This is a genomic window from Nocardioides sp. SYSU D00065 (assembly GCF_017916425.1).
Lineage (GTDB): Bacteria > Actinomycetota > Actinomycetes > Propionibacteriales > Nocardioidaceae > Nocardioides.
Genome location: NZ_JAFMSX010000002.1, coordinates 816,301 through 834,550, shown reverse-complemented (window position 1 = coordinate 834,550; position 18,250 = coordinate 816,301). Strand labels below are relative to the sequence as shown.

Annotated in this window: 14 protein-coding genes; 5 read left to right on the top strand and 9 right to left on the bottom strand. The window is 73.4% G+C overall.

The genetic code is table 11. The features are described 5' to 3' along the window. Positions 1 to 29 precede the first annotated feature (29 nt). The 5 genes from J3P41_RS12025 to J3P41_RS12005 all read right to left on the bottom strand — a co-directional run bounded on the left by J3P41_RS12025 (position 30) and on the right by J3P41_RS12005 (position 3,532). On the bottom strand, positions 30 to 197 hold the full coding sequence (locus J3P41_RS12025) for a hypothetical protein (protein WP_210650515.1): 168 nt from the start codon (positions 195 to 197) through the stop codon (positions 30 to 32). Between the two features lie 151 nt (positions 198 to 348). Next, positions 349 to 543, bottom strand: a complete 195-nt coding sequence (locus tag J3P41_RS12020) for a hypothetical protein (protein ID WP_210650514.1) — start codon at positions 541 to 543, stop codon at positions 349 to 351. Between the two features lie 52 nt (positions 544 to 595). Then, entirely contained in the window at positions 596 to 979 is a 384-nt protein-coding gene (locus tag J3P41_RS12015) for a WhiB family transcriptional regulator (protein WP_210650513.1), read from the bottom strand. 112 nt (positions 980 to 1,091) lie between these two features. Then, positions 1,092 to 1,280: a hypothetical protein gene (locus J3P41_RS12010; RefSeq protein WP_210650512.1), complete on the bottom strand. Its 189-nt coding sequence runs from the start codon at positions 1,278 to 1,280 to the stop codon at positions 1,092 to 1,094. A gap of 209 nt (positions 1,281 to 1,489) precedes the next feature. Further along, entirely contained in the window at positions 1,490 to 3,532 is a 2,043-nt protein-coding gene (locus tag J3P41_RS12005; RefSeq protein WP_210650511.1) for an ATP-dependent DNA helicase UvrD2, read from the bottom strand. Positions 3,533 to 3,657: 125 nt separating this feature from the next. Between J3P41_RS12005 and J3P41_RS12000 the strand changes: the two genes are divergently transcribed. From J3P41_RS12000 to J3P41_RS11990, 3 genes are all read left to right on the top strand, one after another. Next, positions 3,658 to 3,912, top strand: coding sequence for a mycoredoxin (locus J3P41_RS12000; RefSeq protein WP_210650510.1), 255 nt, complete (start codon positions 3,658 to 3,660; stop codon positions 3,910 to 3,912). A 29-nt stretch (positions 3,913 to 3,941) separates the two neighbouring features. After that, positions 3,942 to 4,622 (top strand): GAF and ANTAR domain-containing protein, encoded by a 681-nt coding sequence (locus J3P41_RS19305; protein WP_210650509.1) that lies wholly within the window; start codon positions 3,942 to 3,944, stop codon positions 4,620 to 4,622. An 82-nt stretch (positions 4,623 to 4,704) separates the two neighbouring features. After that, positions 4,705 to 5,187 (top strand): hypothetical protein, encoded by a 483-nt coding sequence (locus tag J3P41_RS11990; RefSeq protein WP_210650508.1) that lies wholly within the window; start codon positions 4,705 to 4,707, stop codon positions 5,185 to 5,187. 42 nt (positions 5,188 to 5,229) lie between these two features. On the opposite strand, the gene nudC is transcribed toward J3P41_RS11990, so the two are convergent. After that, positions 5,230 to 6,165, bottom strand: a complete 936-nt coding sequence (nudC, locus tag J3P41_RS11985) for an NAD(+) diphosphatase (protein WP_307861959.1) — start codon at positions 6,163 to 6,165, stop codon at positions 5,230 to 5,232. Between the two features lie 31 nt (positions 6,166 to 6,196). Between nudC and deoD the strand changes: the two genes are divergently transcribed. Continuing rightward, complete coding sequence (deoD, locus tag J3P41_RS11980) at positions 6,197 to 6,907, top strand: purine-nucleoside phosphorylase (protein ID WP_210650507.1); 711 nt, start codon at positions 6,197 to 6,199, stop codon at positions 6,905 to 6,907. A gap of 534 nt (positions 6,908 to 7,441) precedes the next feature. Here deoD and J3P41_RS11975 read toward each other — a convergent pair. Further along, positions 7,442 to 10,675 (bottom strand): UvrD-helicase domain-containing protein, encoded by a 3,234-nt coding sequence (locus J3P41_RS11975; protein WP_307861958.1) that lies wholly within the window; start codon positions 10,673 to 10,675, stop codon positions 7,442 to 7,444. Next, entirely contained in the window at positions 10,672 to 13,905 is a 3,234-nt protein-coding gene (locus J3P41_RS11970) for an ATP-dependent DNA helicase (protein WP_210650506.1), read from the bottom strand. The genes J3P41_RS11975 and J3P41_RS11970 overlap by 4 nt, the downstream gene beginning before the upstream one ends. 191 nt (positions 13,906 to 14,096) lie before the next feature. Between J3P41_RS11970 and J3P41_RS11965 the strand changes: the two genes are divergently transcribed. Then, positions 14,097 to 14,954, top strand: a complete 858-nt coding sequence (locus tag J3P41_RS11965) for a helix-turn-helix transcriptional regulator (RefSeq protein WP_210650505.1) — start codon at positions 14,097 to 14,099, stop codon at positions 14,952 to 14,954. Between the two features lie 12 nt (positions 14,955 to 14,966). Here the strand turns inward: J3P41_RS11965 and J3P41_RS11960 are convergent, their stop codons facing one another. Further along, positions 14,967 to 17,960, bottom strand: a complete 2,994-nt coding sequence (locus J3P41_RS11960) for a M12 family metallo-peptidase (RefSeq protein ID WP_210650504.1) — start codon at positions 17,958 to 17,960, stop codon at positions 14,967 to 14,969. Positions 17,961 to 18,250: the final 290 nt, after the last annotated feature.

Below are 18,250 nucleotides of genomic sequence, written 5' to 3'. Positions count from 1 at the left end.
ACCGTGACACCTCGACCGCGGCGGCCGAATCACCACCACTCGCTGTCGAGCTTGCCCTCCATCGCCCGCAGGTTGCTCCGCGAGCAGGTGTCGCAGAAGGCGCGGCGCCGGCCGTTCTCGACCGCGGTCGACCAGGTCAAAGTCTGCCCCTCGGGCGCCTGCGCCCCGCAGAAGTCGCACGTGACGAGCTCACTCACGCAGCCGAGGCTACTCCTGCCGTCCCGTTCTGGCGTCCCGTCCCGCGAACGCCAGCGAGCCGGTACGTCGTCACCGTGACGACGTACCGGCTCGTGGTCAACGCCACCCGCGATCAGGGCGTGAGCCGATCCGAGGCGAGTCCTCGGTCGCTCAGATCGCGCGAGCGAGGGCGAGGCGCGCCTGCTGCGCGGCCTGCTCGGCCTTGCGGCTCATCCGGCGGGCCAGGGCCAGCTGGTGACCGCGCCGCATTTCTTGCGCCTCTCCCAGGCGCGCGGACATTTGCGCGCGTGCGAGTTCTTCATGCATGAGATTCATGTCGGTGCTTCCGTTTCGGTAGGTCTTCATGGGTCGAGTGATTCCTGTTGTTTCCTCGGAGGTGATGGGTCCGCGGTGGCGCCTAGGCGGCCGCCCCGTCCTTCTGGTTCTGTCCGGCCGGTGCTGCTGCGGTCTGCTCGGACTTGCGGGGCCGGCCTCGCGGCCGCTTGCGCGGGATCACCACGCCCTGGAGGAAGAGCTCGCCTCCCCAGACGCCCCACGGCTCACGCCGCTCGAGGGCTCCGTCGAGGCACAGTGCCTGCACGGGGCACTCGATGCAGAGCTTCTTGGCGTGCTCCACGTCCGCGGGGGACTCGGCAAACCACAGCTCTGCGTCGTTGACGCGGCAGGGCAGCAGCTCCTCATCCACTCCGGACGCTGCGTCGTGCAGGGCCCCGAGCGGGGCCTGGGGCTCCAGCAGGGTCTTGTCGTCGGCAGCTCGGCGGTCGAGAACGCTGATGGTCATGTGTTCACCTCCTACTCGTTGACCTGGTCGCGGGTGTGTCGGACAAACAGAAAGGCCGCGGATCCCGGGTTCGGGTTCCGCGGCCTGGAGGCTGCCGGTGCGAGGTGGTGACCTAGCTCGACGGACTCCAGGCGGGAGAACCCGGGAAATCGCCCTTGACGCGCTCGATGGCGGTGGCGTCGCCCTGGACAGCCACCACACCGGCGCCGAAGCCGCGCAGGTGCGCGCAGGGGCGGCCGAGGGTGGACATGCCGAAGGACGGCGTCCAAGCCGTCGTCGTCGTCATCGTGTAGTTCTCCATGAGGGCCACCTCCTTCGGGGCGTCGGGCGCGGATCGTTGTCAGCGATCCCAGTGCGCGGGTTGTTGTGAGCAGAACGCTAGACCCTGATCGGCGTCAGGGGCAAACCATTTTATGGGTATTACCAAATATTCTTCGAGGAGTGCCGCTTCGCACCGTCTCCGAGGCGGCCGGAACAGCTCCGGGACGGCGCTCGAAGGCTCGGCTGCGGCTAGTCGGCGCCCGGGCCCGCCACCAGCGCGAGCACCTCGTCGCCGTACTTGGCGATCTTGCCCGGACCCACGCCGCTGATGGCGCGCAGTCCCTGCTCGTCGGTGGGGACGTGCTCGGCGATCAGCTGCAGGGTCGCGTCGGTGAACACGACGAAGGCCGGCACGCTGTCCTGCGAGGCGCGCGCGAGCCGCCACTCGCGCAGTCGCTCGAAGAGCGCCTCGTCGTAGGACGCCGGGCAGTCCGCGCACCGTCCCGTCTTCTTCTCCCGGGCGGTGGACAGCGCCCGCCCGCACTCGCGGCAGTGGAGGGCCGCGCGGTTGCGCCGGGTGCGCTCGCGGCCTTGGGTGGAGACGCCGGCCACGCCGTCGAGCAGCGGCGCGAGGAACGGCGAGCCGCTCCGGTTGGACCGGCCGCCGGGCTCCCGCGCAGTGGCCCACGAGACGGTGAGCTCGTCGCGGGCGCGCGTCATGGCGACGTAGAGCAGCCGGCGCTCCTCCTCGATCTCGGCGGGGGTCTGCGCCTGGGAGATGGGCATCATCTTCTCGTGCATGCCGGCCACGAAGACGGCGTCCCACTCCAGGCCCTTGGCGGAGTGGATCGTGGCCACGGTGACGGCGTCGGCCACCGGGGCGTGCTGCTCGCCGGCGCGGCGGTCGAGGTCGTCGACGAGGTCCCCGAGGCCGGCGTCGGGCCGCTGGCGCCCGAACTCGGCCGCTAGGTCGACCAGCGCCTGCAGCGACTCCCACCTGTTGCGGACCTCGCCGCGTCCCTCCGGCGGCTCGGTGGAGTGCCCCATCTGCGAGAGCACGGCCACCACCAGCTCGCGGACCGGCCCGGACACCTCTCCCCCGCGCGCGGCGCCCCGGATGAGGGTGATGGCCTGGCGCACCTCGGCGCGGTCGAAGAAGCGCGCGGCGCCGCGCACGACGTAGGGGATGCCGCGCGCGGCCAGCGCCTCCTCGAACCGCTCGGACTGCGCGTTGATCCGCAGCAGCACCGCCATCCGGCTCGCGGGAGTGCCGCGCGCGCGCAGCGCGGCGATCCGGTCGGCCACCGCGTCGGCCTCGGCCACCTCGTCGGCGGCCTCCCTGAAGGTGATGGTCGCCCCGCTCGGGCGCTGGGCGACGAGGTCGACGCCCTTGCTCGGGGTGCCGTCCAGGAGGCGATTGGCCCCGGTGACGACCTCGGGCGTCGAGCGGTAGTTGCGCACGAGCTCGACGCTGGTGGCGGAGGGGAAGCGCTGGGTGAACTCGCGCAGGTAGCGCGCGTCGGCGCCCGCGAAGGAGTAGATGGTCTGGGCCGGGTCGCCCACCACGCACAGCTCGTCGCGGCCGCCCAGCCACAGGTCGAGCAGCGCGTGCTGGAGCGGCGAGACGTCCTGGAACTCGTCGACGACGAACCACTTGTACTGCCGGCGCACCTGGGCGGCCACCGCCTCGTTGTCGGCGAGCAGGCCCGCGGCGTAGAGCAGCACGTCCTCCATGTCCATCCGGCCCTGGCCGCGCTTGACCTCCTCGTAGGCCTCGAAGGCGCGCGCGACCACCTCGGGCTCCAGCCCGGAGACCGCGCGCCCCCGCGAGCGGGCGAGGGCGGCGTAGGTGTCGGGGGCGACGTTGGAGACCTTGGCCCACTCGATCTCGCTGGCGAGGTCGCGCAGCGTGGCCTGGTCCACGCGCAGGCGCTGGCTGCGCGCCGCGAGGGCGAGGGCGGCGAGCTTGGACTCGGTCAGCTCGGGCAGGTCTCGACCGTGCACGCGGGGCCAGAAGAACCTCAGCTGGCGCAGAGCCGCGGCGTGGAACGTCCGCGCCTGCACCCCGGGCGCGCCCAGCGAGCGCAGTCGCTCGCGCATCTCGCCCGCGGCCCGGGTGGTGAACGAGAGGGCCAGGACCTCCGTGGGGCCGTACACGCCGGTGGCCACGCCGTGGGCGATGCGGTGGGTGATCGCGCGCGTCTTGCCGGTCCCCGCACCCGCCAGCACCCGCACCGGTCCGCGCAGCGCCTCCGCGACCCGTCGCTGCTCGGGGTCGAGCGCTTCGAGCAAGGTCGCCTCCGTCGGCTCGGATGATCCGCAGGATCAAGGTGGTGGGCCTGAGCCACCCTAGACGCCCGGCCCGACACCGGCCCCGGCGAGGGAATGCCCGCTCCCCCGCCCCCGTTGGAACAGACATGTCCGAGAACCGGTTCACCATGTTCACCACGCCCTGGTGCGGCTACTGCCACCGCCTCAAGAGCCAGCTCGACCGCGAGGGCATCGCCTTCGACATCGTCGACATCGAGCAGGTGCCGGAGGCCGCGCTGACCGTCGAGCAGGCCAACGGCGGCAACCAGACGGTGCCGACCCTGCTGTTCGCCGACGGCAGCACGCTGACCAACCCCTCGGTGGCGCAGGTCAAGGAGCGCCTGCAGTCGTTGGCAGGCTGAGCGAGGCCACCGGCGGGTATGTTGTGCGGGTGGATCCCGACCTCGCCGAAGCCAGCCGTCGCCTGCGGGCTGCGCTGAAGCCCGCTGATCTCGACGAGACGCTGGCCAAGATCACCGCCGCGGCCGTCGAGGTCCTGCCCGAGGTGCACTACGCGAGCATCACGGTCAAGCACGCGGACGGCCGGCTCGAGACCTTCGCTCCCACCGACGAGATCCTCTGGGACGTCGACGCGACGCAGTACGAGCTGCAGGAGGGCCCCTGCTACGAGGCGGCTGTCGAGGAGGTGCACGTCACGGCGCCGCGCCTCGCCGGCGACCAGCGCTGGCCGCGCTACGCGCCCAAGGCCGTCGCCGCCGGCATCGCCGCGCAGGCCGGGATCCGTCTCTTCGAGACCTCGAAGGCGCACGGGGCGCTCAACCTCTACGCCCGTGTCGAAGGTTCGTTCCAGGACCTGGGCGCACTCGGCGCCCTGTTCAGCCACCAGGCCGCGATGGCCATCGACTACGCCCACGAGATCACCCAGCTGCGCCAGGCGGTCCAGACCCGGCAGCTCATCGGCCAGGCCGTGGGCGTGCTGATGCAGCAGTACGAGCTGGACGAGGCGCGCGCCTTCGCCTTCCTCACCCGGATCTCGTCCACGACGAACACCAAGCTGCGCGTGGTGGCCCAGGACGTCGTGGACGACCTCAACCGGCGCCACACTCCTTGAGCACTTCTGGCCGCCACCACGGTCGCCCGCGTTCGATGACCTCGGGCGGCGGCCGCCACCATCGCGGGGTTAGCCTGCTGTCGTGTCGCTGCTGAACTCGATCGACCGTGACCACGTCCTCACCGCGCTGGAGACGTGGGACGCCGCCGGCGGTGCGAACTACATGCTCGTGCGCGGTGGCGTCTCGACCCACGTCCTGCTGCACCAGGGCAGGGAGTACGACGCCGCCGCGATCGCCGGCATCGCCCACGGCCTCGCGACGGGACGCACCCTGACCCCCGCCGACATCCCCGGCGGGTCGGCAGGTGCCAGCAAGGCGCTGGCGCGGCTCGGGTTCCAGATCCGCGACGACTCCCCGCCGAGCGAGCGCGTGCCCGGCACCCGGGCGCGTACGTCCGGCACGCGGTCGGCGACGCCCCGCAGTGCCTCTGCTCGCAGCACCAGCAGCCGCAGTGCGGCGACCGGCCGCGGGTCGCGGGCCGCGGCCAGCGACAAGCCGGTCGACCTGTGCCCGCGCTGCTTCATCGCGCTGCCGGCGACGGGGATCTGCGACACCTGCGACTGACGGCGCGCCCAAGCGCACGCAGCCCGGTCATCCCCAGCCAGGTCATCCCCAGCCGGGACCGTCCAGGGGGCGGCCGAACCAGCTCTGGATGAGCGAGGACGAGATCGAGACGCCCCGCGGCACCGCGAGCTCGCCCGAGCGCACCGCCGCCTCGAACTCGGCGCGCGTCCACCACCGCGCCTCCTCGATCTCGGCGCCGTCGACGTCGATCTCCGTCGTGAGCGCCCGACCGGTGAACCCGAGCATGAGACTGGCCGGCATCGGCCAGGGCTGGCTCCCGAAGTAGTCGACCTCGCCGACGCGTACGCCGACCTCCTCGTCCACCTCGCGGCGTACGGCGTCCTCGAGGGTCTCCCCCGGCTCGCAGAACCCCGCGAGCGTCGACCAGCGCCCCACCGGCCAGGCGGCGTTGCGGCCGAGCAGGATCGCCTCGTCGTCGCCCTCTCCGTGAGTGATCGCCATGATGACCGCCGGGTCGGTGCGGGGGTACTGCGCCCGGCCGCACGCCGTGCAGCGCAGCTCGTGACCGGCCGCCCCGCTCACGAGCGCGCCACCGCAGCGAGGGCAGAAGCGGGTGGCGTGGTGCCACTCGGCCAGCCCGATGGCGTGCATCAGCAGCGGCGCCTGGTCGGACGCCCCTTCCGCCAGCAACGGGAGCACCGATCGCAGGGGCACCCATTCCTCCGGCGCGCCCGGCGCGTCCTCGGGCGCCACGATGACCGCGAGGTGCACGACGCCGTCCCGGTCACCCAGCAGCACCAGCGTGCCCTCCGGCGCGCGGTCGGGTGAGACCCACTCGACGGCCCCGTCGACCGGGCGGAGCCGGTTGCCCGCGAGCACCAGGACCCGCGTCGCCGGGTCCGACATGCGCTCGTCGAGCCAGCCCTGGTCGGTGCGGCGCAGGCCCAGCCGGTTGTGGGCGTGGGCGGACAGGGCGGCATGCGGGAGAGGGCGCTCCGAGGGGCTGGGTTCGCTCACCCGGTCACGCTAGCCGGTAGCGTCCGGGCCCGTGAGCACGCACATCGGCGCCGCCCCCGGCGACATCGCCCCCACCGTCCTGCTTCCCGGCGACCCCCTCCGGGCGCGGTGGATCGCAGAGACGTTCCTCGACGACGCCCGCTGCTACAGCGAGGTCCGCGGGATGTACGGCTTCACCGGCACCTGGCGCGGCCGGCCCGTCTCGGTGCAGGGCTCCGGCATGGGTCAGCCGTCGATGTCGATCTACGTCAACGAGCTGTTCACCGACTACGACGTCGCCACGATCGTGCGGGTCGGCTCCTGCGGGGCGGTCACCGAGACCGTCGGCGTGCGCGACCTCGTCCTCGCCTCCGGCGCCTGCACGGACTCCTCGATGAACCGCATCACCTTCCACGGCATCGACTACGCCCCCGTGGCCGACTTCGGGCTGCTGCGCGGGGCGGTCGAGGCCGCCGAGGCCCGCGAGGGCGGGTCGCCGTTCCACGTCGGCCTAATCTTCTCCAGCGACTCGTTCTACCCCTCCCGACCCGAGCTGCTGGCCGAGATGGTCGGCTACGGGGTGCTCGCCGTCGAGATGGAGGCCAGCGCCCTCTACACCCTCGCCGCCAAGCACGGCCGCCGCGCGCTCGCGATCTGCACCGTCTCCGATCACATCGTCACCGGCGAGGAGACGACCGCGCAAGAGCGCGAGCAGACCTTCGGCGAGATGGTGGAGATCGCGCTGACCGCGGCCCTGGCCTGACGACGTACTCGCCTGGGGTGCCGGGCGCGGTGGTCGGCGGGAGCTCGGCCGGAGCTCGGCGGACCGCCCAGCGGTGTCCCAGCCACATTCCGCGCCCGCCCGAGGTGGGTCACGCACCGCGACCCCCGCGGACGGCGCACGAGCGGACCCCGGCGGTGCCCCAGCCACATCCGGCGACCGCCCGAGGTGGCTGACGCACCGCTACCCCGGCGACGGCGTACGGCGGCCCGCCCGGCGGTGACCCAGCCGCATCAGGCGACCGCTGGAGGTGGGTTACGCACCGCTACCCCGCGGTGGGCGTACGGCCGCCCGCCGGGCGGTGTCTCAGCCACATCCGGCGACCGCACGAGGTGGGTGGCGCACCGCTACCCCCGCGGACGGCGTACGGCGGACCGCCCAGCGGTGTCCCAGCCACATCCGGCGACCGCTGGAGGTGGGTCACGCACCGCTACCCCCGCGACGGCGTACGACGGACCCCCGGCGGTGTCCCAGCCACTTCGCCCGCTGTGGCGAGGTGGCTCAGCCACCGCTCGGTCAGCGCGCGAGCAGCTGCTCGAGCTCGGCGCGACCGGGCAGGTCGTCGGGCTCGACGGTGCGCCCGGTGCGGACGTAGTGGAACGCCGCGCGCACCTGCTCGACCGGCGTGCCGGTGAGCTCGGCCCAGGCCAGGCGGTAGAGGGCGAGCTGGAGGGGGTCGGCGCTCTCGTGCCGGCCGGTCTTCCAGTCGACGACCAGGAAGCCGCCTCCCGCGTCGGCGGGCTCGGCGTAGACGGCGTCGATCCGTCCCCGCACCACCTGGCCGCCCAGCACCAGCGCGAAGGGCGCCTCGACGGCGTAGGGGGCGCGGTCGCCGAACGGCCCGTCCTCGAACCGCTTGACCACCTCGCCGAGGTCGGCCTCGTCGTCGATGCCCGCGTCGGCCCGACCCGGCAGCTCGTCGGGCTCGATGAGGGCCTGCTGTCCGAACCGGTCCTCGACCCAGGCGTGGAAGGCGGTGCCGAACCGGGCCGCCGGCGCCGGCGGGCGCGGCATGGGACGCGCGAGCTCGCGAGCAAAGCCCTCGGGGTCGTCGCGGAGCCGGGCCACGGACGTGGCCGAGAGGCTGCTCGGCAGCGGCAGGTCCACGGTCGTGGAGCGCTCCGCCCGCGCCTCGGCGAGCAGCTGCGCGAGGTCGTCGTCCCACTCCGCCACGCGCGCCGCCTCGACCATGTCGAGGTCCTGGTCGGGGGCGGTGGGGTCCACGCTGCGCACCAGCTCGGCGGCGGCCAGGCGGCGCCTCGCCTCCTCGCCGGGGCCCGGCACGGGCCAGGGCCTCGAGGGGTCCACGTCGTCGTTGGGGTTGGGCGTCTTGCCCACCGGCTTCTCCAGCCACCGCTCCACCGGGCGGCCCCACTCCTCGAGCTGGTCGCGCACCACGCACTGGTAGGCGGACGGCCCGAAGGGCGTCGAACGCTGCCCCCAGACGTAGGACGTGACGGCGAGGTGGTGGGCGGCGCGGGTGTAGGCGACGTAGCCCAGCCGCAGCTCCTCCTCGGCGTCGTGCGCGCGGGTGGCGGCGCGGTAGGCGTCGAGGGCTGCCTTGTCGTACCCGGCGAGCTGGGGCTGGTCGGCCCGATCACCGCGCAGCGGCGCCGGCAGCACCGCCGGCGACGACGTCCAGAGCGTGCGGGAACGGTTGCTGGGGAAGCGGGTCTCCCCCACTCCGACGCAGAACACCGACGACCACTCGAGGCCCTTGGCGCGGTGGACCGTCAGCAGCTTGACCGAGTCGGCGGCCGTCGGGGTCGCGACGTCGAGCCCGTTGCCCTGGTCGTCCTCGGCGGTGAGGTAGGCCAGCAGCGCCGGCAGGGTCACGTCGCCGTCGACGGACTGGAACTCCGCGACGGCCTTGACGAACAGGTCGAGGTTGTCGCGGCGCGCGGCCGCAGCGGGCGAGGTGGCCGACGCGAGCTCCACGTCGACGCCCGTGGTGTCGATGATGCGCCGCACCACGTCGAGCAGCGGGTCGCCGACGTGGGAGCGCAGCCGGCGCAGCTCGGCGGCGAGCAGGGCGAACCGGTCGAGCGCCTCAGGCGAGTACGCCGCCTCGCCGGGCGACTCCACGGCGTCGCTCAGGGCCGGCAGCTCCGAGGCGTCGATCCCGTCGGCGATCTGCAGCAGCTGGTCGGCGATGGACGCGGCCTCCGCGCGTCCGCGCACGCCGGCGATCTCGGCGGCGCGGAGGGCGACCAGCCGCAGGTCGCGCGGTCCGATCGCCCAGCGGGGACCCGTCAGCAGCGTGAGCATGGCGGCGTTGGCGGTCACGTCGTGCAGCAGCGTCAGCGTGGCGACCACCTCAGCCACCTCCGGCAGCCGGATCAGGCCGGACAGGCCCACGATCTCGACCGGGATCCCTGCCGACGTCAGCGCGTCGTAGACCTCCTCCGCCTGCGCGTTGTCGCGGCTGAGCACCCCGATCTCCGACCAGTCCGTGCCCGAGTCGTGCACCCGCCGGACCTCGCCAGCCAGCCACGACAGCTCATCGGCGGCGCGCTCGAAGACGTGGGCCTCGACGTGGCCGTCGCCGGCGATCTCGGCGGCCCGGAGCCGCGCGACCTTGTCGCCGTAGGCCGCGAGCAAGGGCTCGGCCAGCCGGTTGGCCACGTCGAGGATGCGGCGGTCGGAGCGGCGGTTGACCGTCAGCGGGAGCCGCCCGGGCTCGCCGTCGGCCGCCGGGAACGTGTCGGCGAAGTTGAGGATGTTGGACACCGACGCCCCGCGCCAGCCGTAGATCGCCTGGTTGGGGTCGCCCACCGCCATGACCGGGTGGCCCAGGCCGTGCTGCTCGTCGGGGCCTGAGAACAGCCGGGCCAGCATGGTGGCCTGGGCCACGGAGGTGTCCTGGTACTCGTCGAGCAGGACGACCTTGTACCGCGACCGCTCGAGCTCGCCCACTTCCGGCTGGTCCTCGACGAGCCTGGCCGCCAGCGCGATCTGGTCACCGAAGTCCATCAGCCCGAGGTCGGACTTGAGGCGGCGGTAGCCGCTGACGAGCTGGAGCAGCTCGGCGCGCCGGTCGATGGCGTTGATCGCCTTGGTGGGCGGCTCGAGGTAGGTCTTGCGGCCCTTGCCGGCCAGCTCGTCGGCGATGGCACGCTCGAAACCGCGGCGGGCCTCGTCGTCGACGCGGCGTACGTCGTCCTCGCTGACGAGGTGCTCGCTCATGGCGCCGTCGAGGGCCAGGAGGTTCTGGATGGCGGTGGCCGGGTGGTCGGTGAGCAGCTCGATGTGCCCGGTGAACCGCTCGATCACCCGGGAACCCAGCTGGTAGCGGGAGGCGTCGGAGACGACGCGGGTGTCGGGCTCGTGGCCGATGCGGAGCCCGTGGTCGGTGAGCAGGGTGGCGGCGTAGGCGTGGTAGGTCGCGACGGTGGGCTCGAGGACGTCCTCCCCCTCGGCGACGACCGAGCGGTCCAGCAGACCGGCGGCGCCGAGGGCGGCGGTGACGCGGTGCCGCAGCTCGGCCGCGGCCTTGGTGGTGAAGGTGAGGCCGAGGACCTCCTCGGGGCGGACCCGGCCGGTGGCGACGAGCCACACGACGCGCTGCGCCATGAGGGTGGTCTTGCCGCTGCCGGCGCCGGCGACCACCACGGTGGGTCGCAGGGGTGAGGTGATCGCGGCCCACTGCTCGTCGCTGGGGGCGTGGCCGCCCATCAGCGCCTGGAGGTCCTGAGGCGTCTCCAACCGGACGGGCTCGCGGCGTGCGGTCTGGGCTGGGGTCTGGGTCACTGGACCGTCACGCTCCCCGCGCCCTTGGCCGGGCAGATGGCGACGAAGGCGCACTCGCGACACTGCGGTCCCGCCGTGGCGGGGAACGTCTCGGTGCGGACCAGCTCGGCGGCCCGGGCGAGGCCCGCGCGCAGCACGGTGCGCTCGGGCCCGGCGTCGTCGTGCGGCGGCTGGCCCTGCACCTTGGCGCTCGAGGAGTCGTCGTCGATCCCCAGCTGCACGAGCTCGGCACCGCCGGAGGTCACGGGGCGACCGGCGGCGTCGTCGAGCGCCCCGGCGTCGACGGCGTACTGGTAGAGGGCGAGCTGGAGGTTGCCCGCCACTGCGGGTCCCGACGGCGCGCTGCGGGCGCTCTTGAAGTCGACCACGACGACCCGGCCGGCGTCGTCGAGCTCGAGGCGGTCGGCGAAGCCGGTGAGCATGACGGGACGTCCGTCGACGTCGACCACGCTCTGGAAGCGCTGCTCCGCGCCCAGGACTTCCCGCGGGTTGGCCAGGTGCCACTGGACGAATCGCGCCACGGCCTTGCGGATGCGGGCGAGCTCGCGCTGGCGGGACCACGGCGTGCGGAAGGCGAGCCGGTCCCAGATCGCCTCGACCTCCGACATGAGGGGGTCGACCTCGGCCGGCAGGTCGCCGCGCGCGACCCGCTCGGCCACTGCGTGGAGGACCTGGCCGAGGTTGGCGGACTGGTGCACTGCGGAGACACCGCCTGCCTCGCGCTCGAAGAACCACTGCGCCGGGCAGACGAGGATCGACTCGAGCATGCTGGCCGAGATCGGCACCGGGCGCTCGGGGTCGCGGATCGGCTGGACCGAGCGGGTGGCACTGCGGGTGCCCCACCACGTCGACGGGTCGGCCGAGGGCACCAGCTGGCGACCGTCCACCTCTTCGGCGGCGAGGGCGGCCAGTCGCCGGGCGGCCGCTTCGCGCAGGGCCGGCGTGGCCTCGGGATCGGCCGCGGTGCGGCGCAGCTCGGCCACCAAGCCGCCGAGGGACAGCGGCCGGGGCGGGCGACCGTCCTGGTGCTCGATGGTGACGCCCAGCTCCTCGAGGAACCGCGAGGGTTGCTCGCCGTCGTCGTCGGACGAGCGGACCGCGCTCACCACGAGGCGGCGCCGGGCACGCGTGCAGGCGACGTAGAAGAGGCGGCGCTCCTCCATCAGGAGCGCTCGAGTGGTGACGGGCGGGACCAGGTCGGGGTGGCCCGCACCATCCACGCCGATGCGGTCGGCGCCGAGCAGCGTCGCGCGGCGCCGGAGGTCGGGCCATCCTTCCTGCTGCACGTGGGCGACCACGACCAGGTCCCACTCCAGCCCTTTGGAACGGTGGGCGGTGAGCAGCCGCACCGCGGCGCCACGCACGCCTTGCTCGGCGAGGGTGTCGGCGGGCAGCTGCTGGGCCACCACGCTGGCGAAGAACGCCGCGACCCCGACGTGGTCGCGCTGGTCGACCGCGCGGGCGGCGAGCTCGAAGAGCGCGACGATCGCGTCGAGGTCGCGGTGCGCCCGTCGCGCGCCTGCTCCCCCGAGGTCGACCTGGCGGCGCAGCCGCGCCGGCCACGGCGTCGACGACCAGAGGTGCCACAGGAGGTCCTCGACGCCGGCCCGCTCGGCGAGCATCCGTGCGCCTTCGCGCAGCAGGGCGGCCAGGGCTGCGGCCCGTTCGACGTCGGGACCGGCGACCTCGTCCAGGAACCCCGGTTCCACGAGAGCGAGGCGGAGCAGCTCGCGCGAGGTGCGCCTCGAGGTGGGGTCCGCCTGCTCCTTCTCGCGCGTGCGGAGACGGCGCACGAGTGCGCGCAGGTCGGAGGCGTCGAGACCGCCCAGCGGAGAGAGGAGCAGGGATTCGATGCGGCCGGGGTCGAGGTAGTCGGGCGAGTCGGGGTCGTCGTTGTCGAGGTTGACCACGGCGCGGAGCGCGTCGAGCAGCGGCACGACGGCGGGGTCGTGCACGAGCGGCAGGTCGTCGGAGGCCACCTCGACCGGCACCCCGGCCGCCGCCAGTGCGCGCCGCAGCGGCGGGATGCTGGTGCGACCCGACCGCACGAGCACCGCCATCCGCTCCCATGCGATGCCGTCCTCGAGGTGCGCTCGGCGCAGCAGGTCGGCCAGTCGCTCGGCCTCGGCCCGCTCGGTGTCGTAGGTGACGACCTCGACGCGGCCCTGCCCCTGCGGCCCGGGGACCGCCTCCGGCGACAGGAAGGCCTCGCGCGCCTCGGGGGCGATGCTGCCGGTGAGGGTGAGCCGGCTGGCCACGCGCCCGGCGGCCAGCAGGATGCGCGGGCCGAAGCGGCGCGTGCGGCGCAGCACCACGACCGGCGCCGGAGCGCCGCTGCTGGTCGGGAAGCTGGACGGGAAGTCGAGGATGCCGCGCACGTCGGCGCCGCGGAAGCCGTAGATCGACTGGTGCGGGTCGCCGACGACCGTCAGGTCGCGCCCGTCGCCGGCGAGCGCGCGGAGCAGGGCGACCTGGCCGGGGTCGGTGTCCTGGTATTCGTCGACGAAGACGTGGCTCCACCGGGCGCGCAGCTCCTCGCGGTGCGCCTCCGCCTCGATCACCGCCCGGCGGATGAGGTCGGAGTAGTCGGTGGCGCCGAGGCTGTCGAGGACCGTGAGGTATTGCTCGAGGAACAGCCCGGCCGCGACCAGCTCCGGCAGGTCGTGCTCGATGCCGAGGCTGCGCAGGCCTGCGGGATCGAGGCCCTTCTCGCGGGCGCGGGCGAGCACCGCCTGCACCTCGCGGACGAAGCCCCGGGTGCCCACGGCTCGCCGCAACGGCTCGGGCCAGACCACCGACTCGGGGTTGTCGCGCAGCAGCTCCCGCAGCACGACGTCGGCCTCGGGCGCCGAGAGCAGGCGGATGGCGCCCTCGTAGAGCTCGGCGGGGGCGTACTTGCGGACCAGGGCGTAGGCGAAGGAGTGGAACGTCGAGCACGATGCCGCCGAGGTGGTGCGCGCGACGCGGGCGGTCACTCGGTCTCGGAGCTGCTCGGCCGCCTTGCGGGAGAACGTCAGTGCCAGCACCGAGTCGGGTGAGGCGCCGCGGTGCTCGATGCGGTCGACGATCGCCTCCACCAGCGTGGTGGTCTTGCCCGTCCCGGGCCCGGCGAGCACCAGCAGGGGGCCGCCCTCGTGGTCGACGACGCGCTGCTGGTGCTCGTCGAGCTCGGGCACCACGACCTCGCGCTCGGGGCGGACGAGCCGGTAGCGGACTGTCGAGGTGCTCACGCAGGACACCTCATCACGCGGCACCGACAGTCCGTAGCGGGCACGCGGAGCGGCTCGGAAGAGCGTGTCCCAGGGCCCGACCGGGAGCGCGCCACGCGAGACCGCGACGACCCGGCAGGCTGGCGGCAAGATCGCGGCGACCGGCCATGGACGAGACTGGAGCCGCTCGGGGCCGAGGACGATGGACCACCGTGAAGGGAGAGGACCGCGTGGACGAGCACGAGTCCGGCGCTCGGCTGCGCGCCCTGCGTCAGGAGGGCGGCCTCAGCCAGGCGGCGCTGGCCCGGCGCAGCGGCGTGAGCGTACGCACCATCCGAGGGCTCGAGACCGGCCGCGTCACGCGTCCGCACACCAGCACGCTCGAGGCGCTCGTCGACGCGCTGGGCATCGACGGGGCGCGTCGCGAGCACGAGCTGCGCCGCTGGCGCAGCGCCGACACGCTCGCCCCGTTCAGCGAGATCATGACGCCCTCGGCGGACGACGTGCTGGCGGCCGCTGGCGTCAGGGCGGCGGTCGACATGCGGATCCGGCGGGTGGCGAGACGGGCGTACGTCGACGCCGACCGGTGCGTCGGCTACTCCACCAACGAGCTGCTCATCGAGGCGCTCGCCGACGGCCTCGACCACCACCCGGTGCTGATGACCGCCGACAACCAGGACGCCCTGGACCAGGTCCAGGTCGAGGACACTGTCGGGTGCACGGTCGCGCTGCGTCGCCCCGTTCCCGATCTCGCCGTCGTCGCGTTCGAGCTCGACCTCGGCACCCCGATGCGCAGCGGCGAGTCACGCGTCATCGCGTTCCGGACCAGCGGCGCCGGGAGGCCTGTCGAGGTCGGCGAGACCGACTGGACCATCGACGGCTTCCGCCGTTCCGTGGGACACCACAGCCTGCACGTCGTGTTCACCGGGCCGACCCCCCAGCGGGTGTGGGAGACCGTGGACGTCGAGCGCTCGCGCGTGCGCGAGCTGACGCTCGACCCCTTCGGTGGCGTCCACATCGCCGCGGAGGACCGGCCGCCGGGCGTCTACGGCATCGAGTGGTCGTGGTGAGGTCCTGGCGGCTCAGCGGACGTCGTCGCGATCGACCACCGAGAAGGTGATCGTCCTGCGCTTCTGCTTCACCGCGGCATCCCCGAGGTACCGGACGACGACCCGGACGTCACCGGTCCGCCTGAACCTCGGCAGCAGGACGCGCGTCCCGCCGCGTACGGAGAGGGTCTTCGTCCACGACGTCGACCGTCCCGCGCCCTTGACCCGCACCTTGACGGTGCCCGACGGCACGACCTCCTTGGCCCGCACGCTCACGCGCAGCCTGACCCGGGTGCCGACCTCGACCGGCTTCACCATCTTGGTCACGACCCGTGCCGCCACCTTGGCGGCCGCCGGCGTCGTGGGGGTGGTGGGCGCCGGCGTCGTGGGGCTCGGGCTCGTCGTGGGCGCTGGCGGCACAGTGGGCTCGTCGCTCCCGATGATCGTGATGTCGGCGTCGTTGACGTCGAAGAAGTAGTTCTCGACCGCCTCGACCTTGATGCGCGCCGTCGTGGTGGACACGTCGGGCCACGTCACCTGCGTGTTGCCGTCGTTGGGAGTGCTCTCCGCCAGCACCGTCGGGAACGTCCGGCCGCCGTCCAGCGACAGGGTGATCCTGACGTTCGGCGAGAGCGCGGTCGTGTTGGCCGTCCAGTAGATCGTCTCGGTGCGTCCGCCGACGGCGGCTGCGCTGGTGGCGCCCTTCGACGTCACCCGGAACGGAGCGGCGTTGGGCGAGGTGTCGAGCAGCAGCTTGACGTCGCCGTAGGAGTACCCGCCGCCCTCGGGGGCCAGGTCACGCGCGGTCAGCCGGAAGTTCAGCGACGGCTCGGTGTTGCCCGCCCACCCGACGTTCGGCTGCGCGGGCGATCCCACGTAGCCGGCGGTCGGCAGCCACTCCGCGAAGCACTCGATCACCGGGACGGGGACGTTCGTCGCGCCGCCGCTGGCCGGCTTGGGCGGCATCGGCGGGCACGTGCCGTCGAGCGCGTTGGTGTTGTTGGCGAGGATCTGCGCCATGTCCGGGAAGACCCTGGTGGGGTTGGAGGTCGCGAGGTTCTCACCGGGCGAGTTGATCTGCAGCGCACCCGCCGGGGTCACCGGCGCGTAGGTGCCGAACATCCGGAACAGCGGGCCGTCGACCTTGGTCTGGCTGCCCAGCGCGGTGCCGGCCGCACCGCCGCGGTCGTTCTGCTCCCAGATGTAGACGAGCGGGTCGCCGTCGGGGTCGGTCGCCCGACCGGTCAGCGCGAACGGCGTCCGGATCGGGATCGTCTTGCTCGCGGGAGCGGTCACGACGGGTGCGTGGTTGCCGGACGGGGTGACGGTGTGGCCGCCGTTGCGCTGCGGGCCGCCCTGCGCGGTCTCGCCCACGAAGCCCGTCACGTCGCCCGAGGCCGGCGCGAGGCCGAGGGCGGCGACGTCGGTGCCGGCGTACGGGGCGCCGGTGAAGCGCACCTCGAACCCGGTGTCGTCGAGCGTCGGGACGTTGCCCGGCGCGGGCACCGGCACCCTCAGGTCGCCGAACCCGCGCACCTCGACGGTGCCGACCCCGGTCACCGCCTCGATGGCCGCGTCGATGCCGGCGAGGTCGTAGTTGACGCCGCGGACGATCGGCGCCGTCTCCTGGCCGTTGAACGACAGCACGAACGACTCGCCGTGGGTGTCGAAGCCTCGGAGGGAGACCGTCTGCACCTCGCTGATCGGTGCCCGCGGGGCCGTGACGGTGTTGCTGATGTCGGTGATGCTGCGCTGCGAGAAGTACGGGTCGCTGTGCGGCTGCAGGTTGTCCTGCTGGCAGATGCCGGCGTAGGCCATGATCGAGCTGCCCGAGCCCGGCTCGTACGGCGAGCCGCCGCGGTTGCCCGAGCAGTTGAACTCGGTCCCGTTGAAGGTGTGGGGCCCGCCGAACTGGTGCCCGATCTCGTGGGCGACGTAGTCGACGGCGAAGTAGTCGCCCTCGGGCGTGGGGATGCCGGTGCAGCCGCGGGCCTTGCCGTCGCCGCCGACGACGCCCAGGCCGGCCACGCCACCGCCGTTGACGCCGAGCGCGAGGTGCCCGACGTCGTAGGCGGAGGCGCCGACGAGCTGGCCGAGGACGATGCGGTTGCGGTTGAGCGACGCGCCGGTGCAGCTGCTGAGCTGGGCGGGGGTGAAGCAGGCCGCTGCGCCACACGGACCGTTCGGCTCGGTCGCCTCGGCGGCGGTGTCGAGGTTGAGCTTCTCGGTGTCGTCGATCAGGAGAATCCGGACCGCGAGGTCGTCGTTGTAGATCTGGTTGACCCGGTTCATCAGGGTCACCTTCTCGGCCAGGACGTTCTCGGTGCCGAAGTAGGCGGCGTACGACGGGTCGGTCACGAGCGCGAGCCGGTAGGTCCGCAGGCTCACCTCCGTGCCGGGCGCCTCGGCGAGGTCCGCACCCAGCCGGCTCACGGTGTGCTCGTCGAGCTCGGGCTCGACCAGGCCGCGGTCCGTGCGGGGCAGGTCGCCGTGGCGGTAGGAGAGGTAGAGGCTGTCGTCGCCGTTCCACGCCGGGTCGACGTACCACGAGGCGCGCTCGCCGTCCCCGCGCACGGCGGCGTGGAACCCCATCGGCGTGAGGTCGAGCCTGATGGTGGCGGTCGGGTCGCCCACGGCGCGACCGGCGTACGTCGTCAGCTCGGGGTGGCGGGCGGCGAGGCCGGCCTCCATCACGGCGACCTCCTGGACCCGGAAGTCGACGAGCTCGCCGTTGGGCGCGGGGACGGTCACCACCGCACCGGCGTCGTCGGCCGCGCGGGCGGCGTCCTCCGCGGGTGCCCGGTCGAGGGCGGCGCGGATCCCGGCGCGGTCCAGCGTGAACGCGGCGTAGCGCGTCGGCTCGACCCGCCGCTCGATCCTGCCGCGATCACCTCCCGGCCGCTGGTCGGTGGCGGTCCAGTAGCCGTCCGGCGGAGCGGCCGACCCGGAGGCGGTCAGCGCCTGGAGCCCCGCGAGCGCGAGGAGGACGGCGACGAGCACGGACAGCAGGCGTGACGAACCAGACATGTGATCCTCGAGAACTCACAGTGAACAGGAGCCTGAACCGTAAGCCTCCCGCGGCGGATCGGCTGCACCCCGAGGGGTGTCGGTCGACCGGAGGGCACCTTCGATTCGACATGCCTCGGCGATCGTGTTCTCGTGGTGGGGTCGCAGGCAGCGCCCCTCTCGGACGAGGCGCCTCCCATCGTGAGGCGAGTGCCCGCCGCGGCCTCGACGCCCGAACCGGCGGCGTCGCGTCCGAGCGCCCCGAGGCGCCCAACCGTGAGGTCAGAAGCACGTGCGTGCCACCACCACAC

Coding starts and splice junctions, on each gene's coding strand:
- J3P41_RS12000 (WP_210650510.1), top strand. CDS start 3,658: ATGTCCGAGAACCGGTTCACCATGTTCACCACGCCCTGGTGCGGCTAC.
- J3P41_RS12010 (WP_210650512.1), bottom strand. CDS start 1,280: ATGGAGAACTACACGATGACGACGACGACGGCTTGGACGCCGTCCTTC.
- J3P41_RS11960 (WP_210650504.1), bottom strand. CDS start 17,960: ATGTCTGGTTCGTCACGCCTGCTGTCCGTGCTCGTCGCCGTCCTCCTC.
- J3P41_RS12020 (WP_210650514.1), bottom strand. CDS start 543: ATGAAGACCTACCGAAACGGAAGCACCGACATGAATCTCATGCATGAA.
- J3P41_RS12015 (WP_210650513.1), bottom strand. CDS start 979: ATGACCATCAGCGTTCTCGACCGCCGAGCTGCCGACGACAAGACCCTG.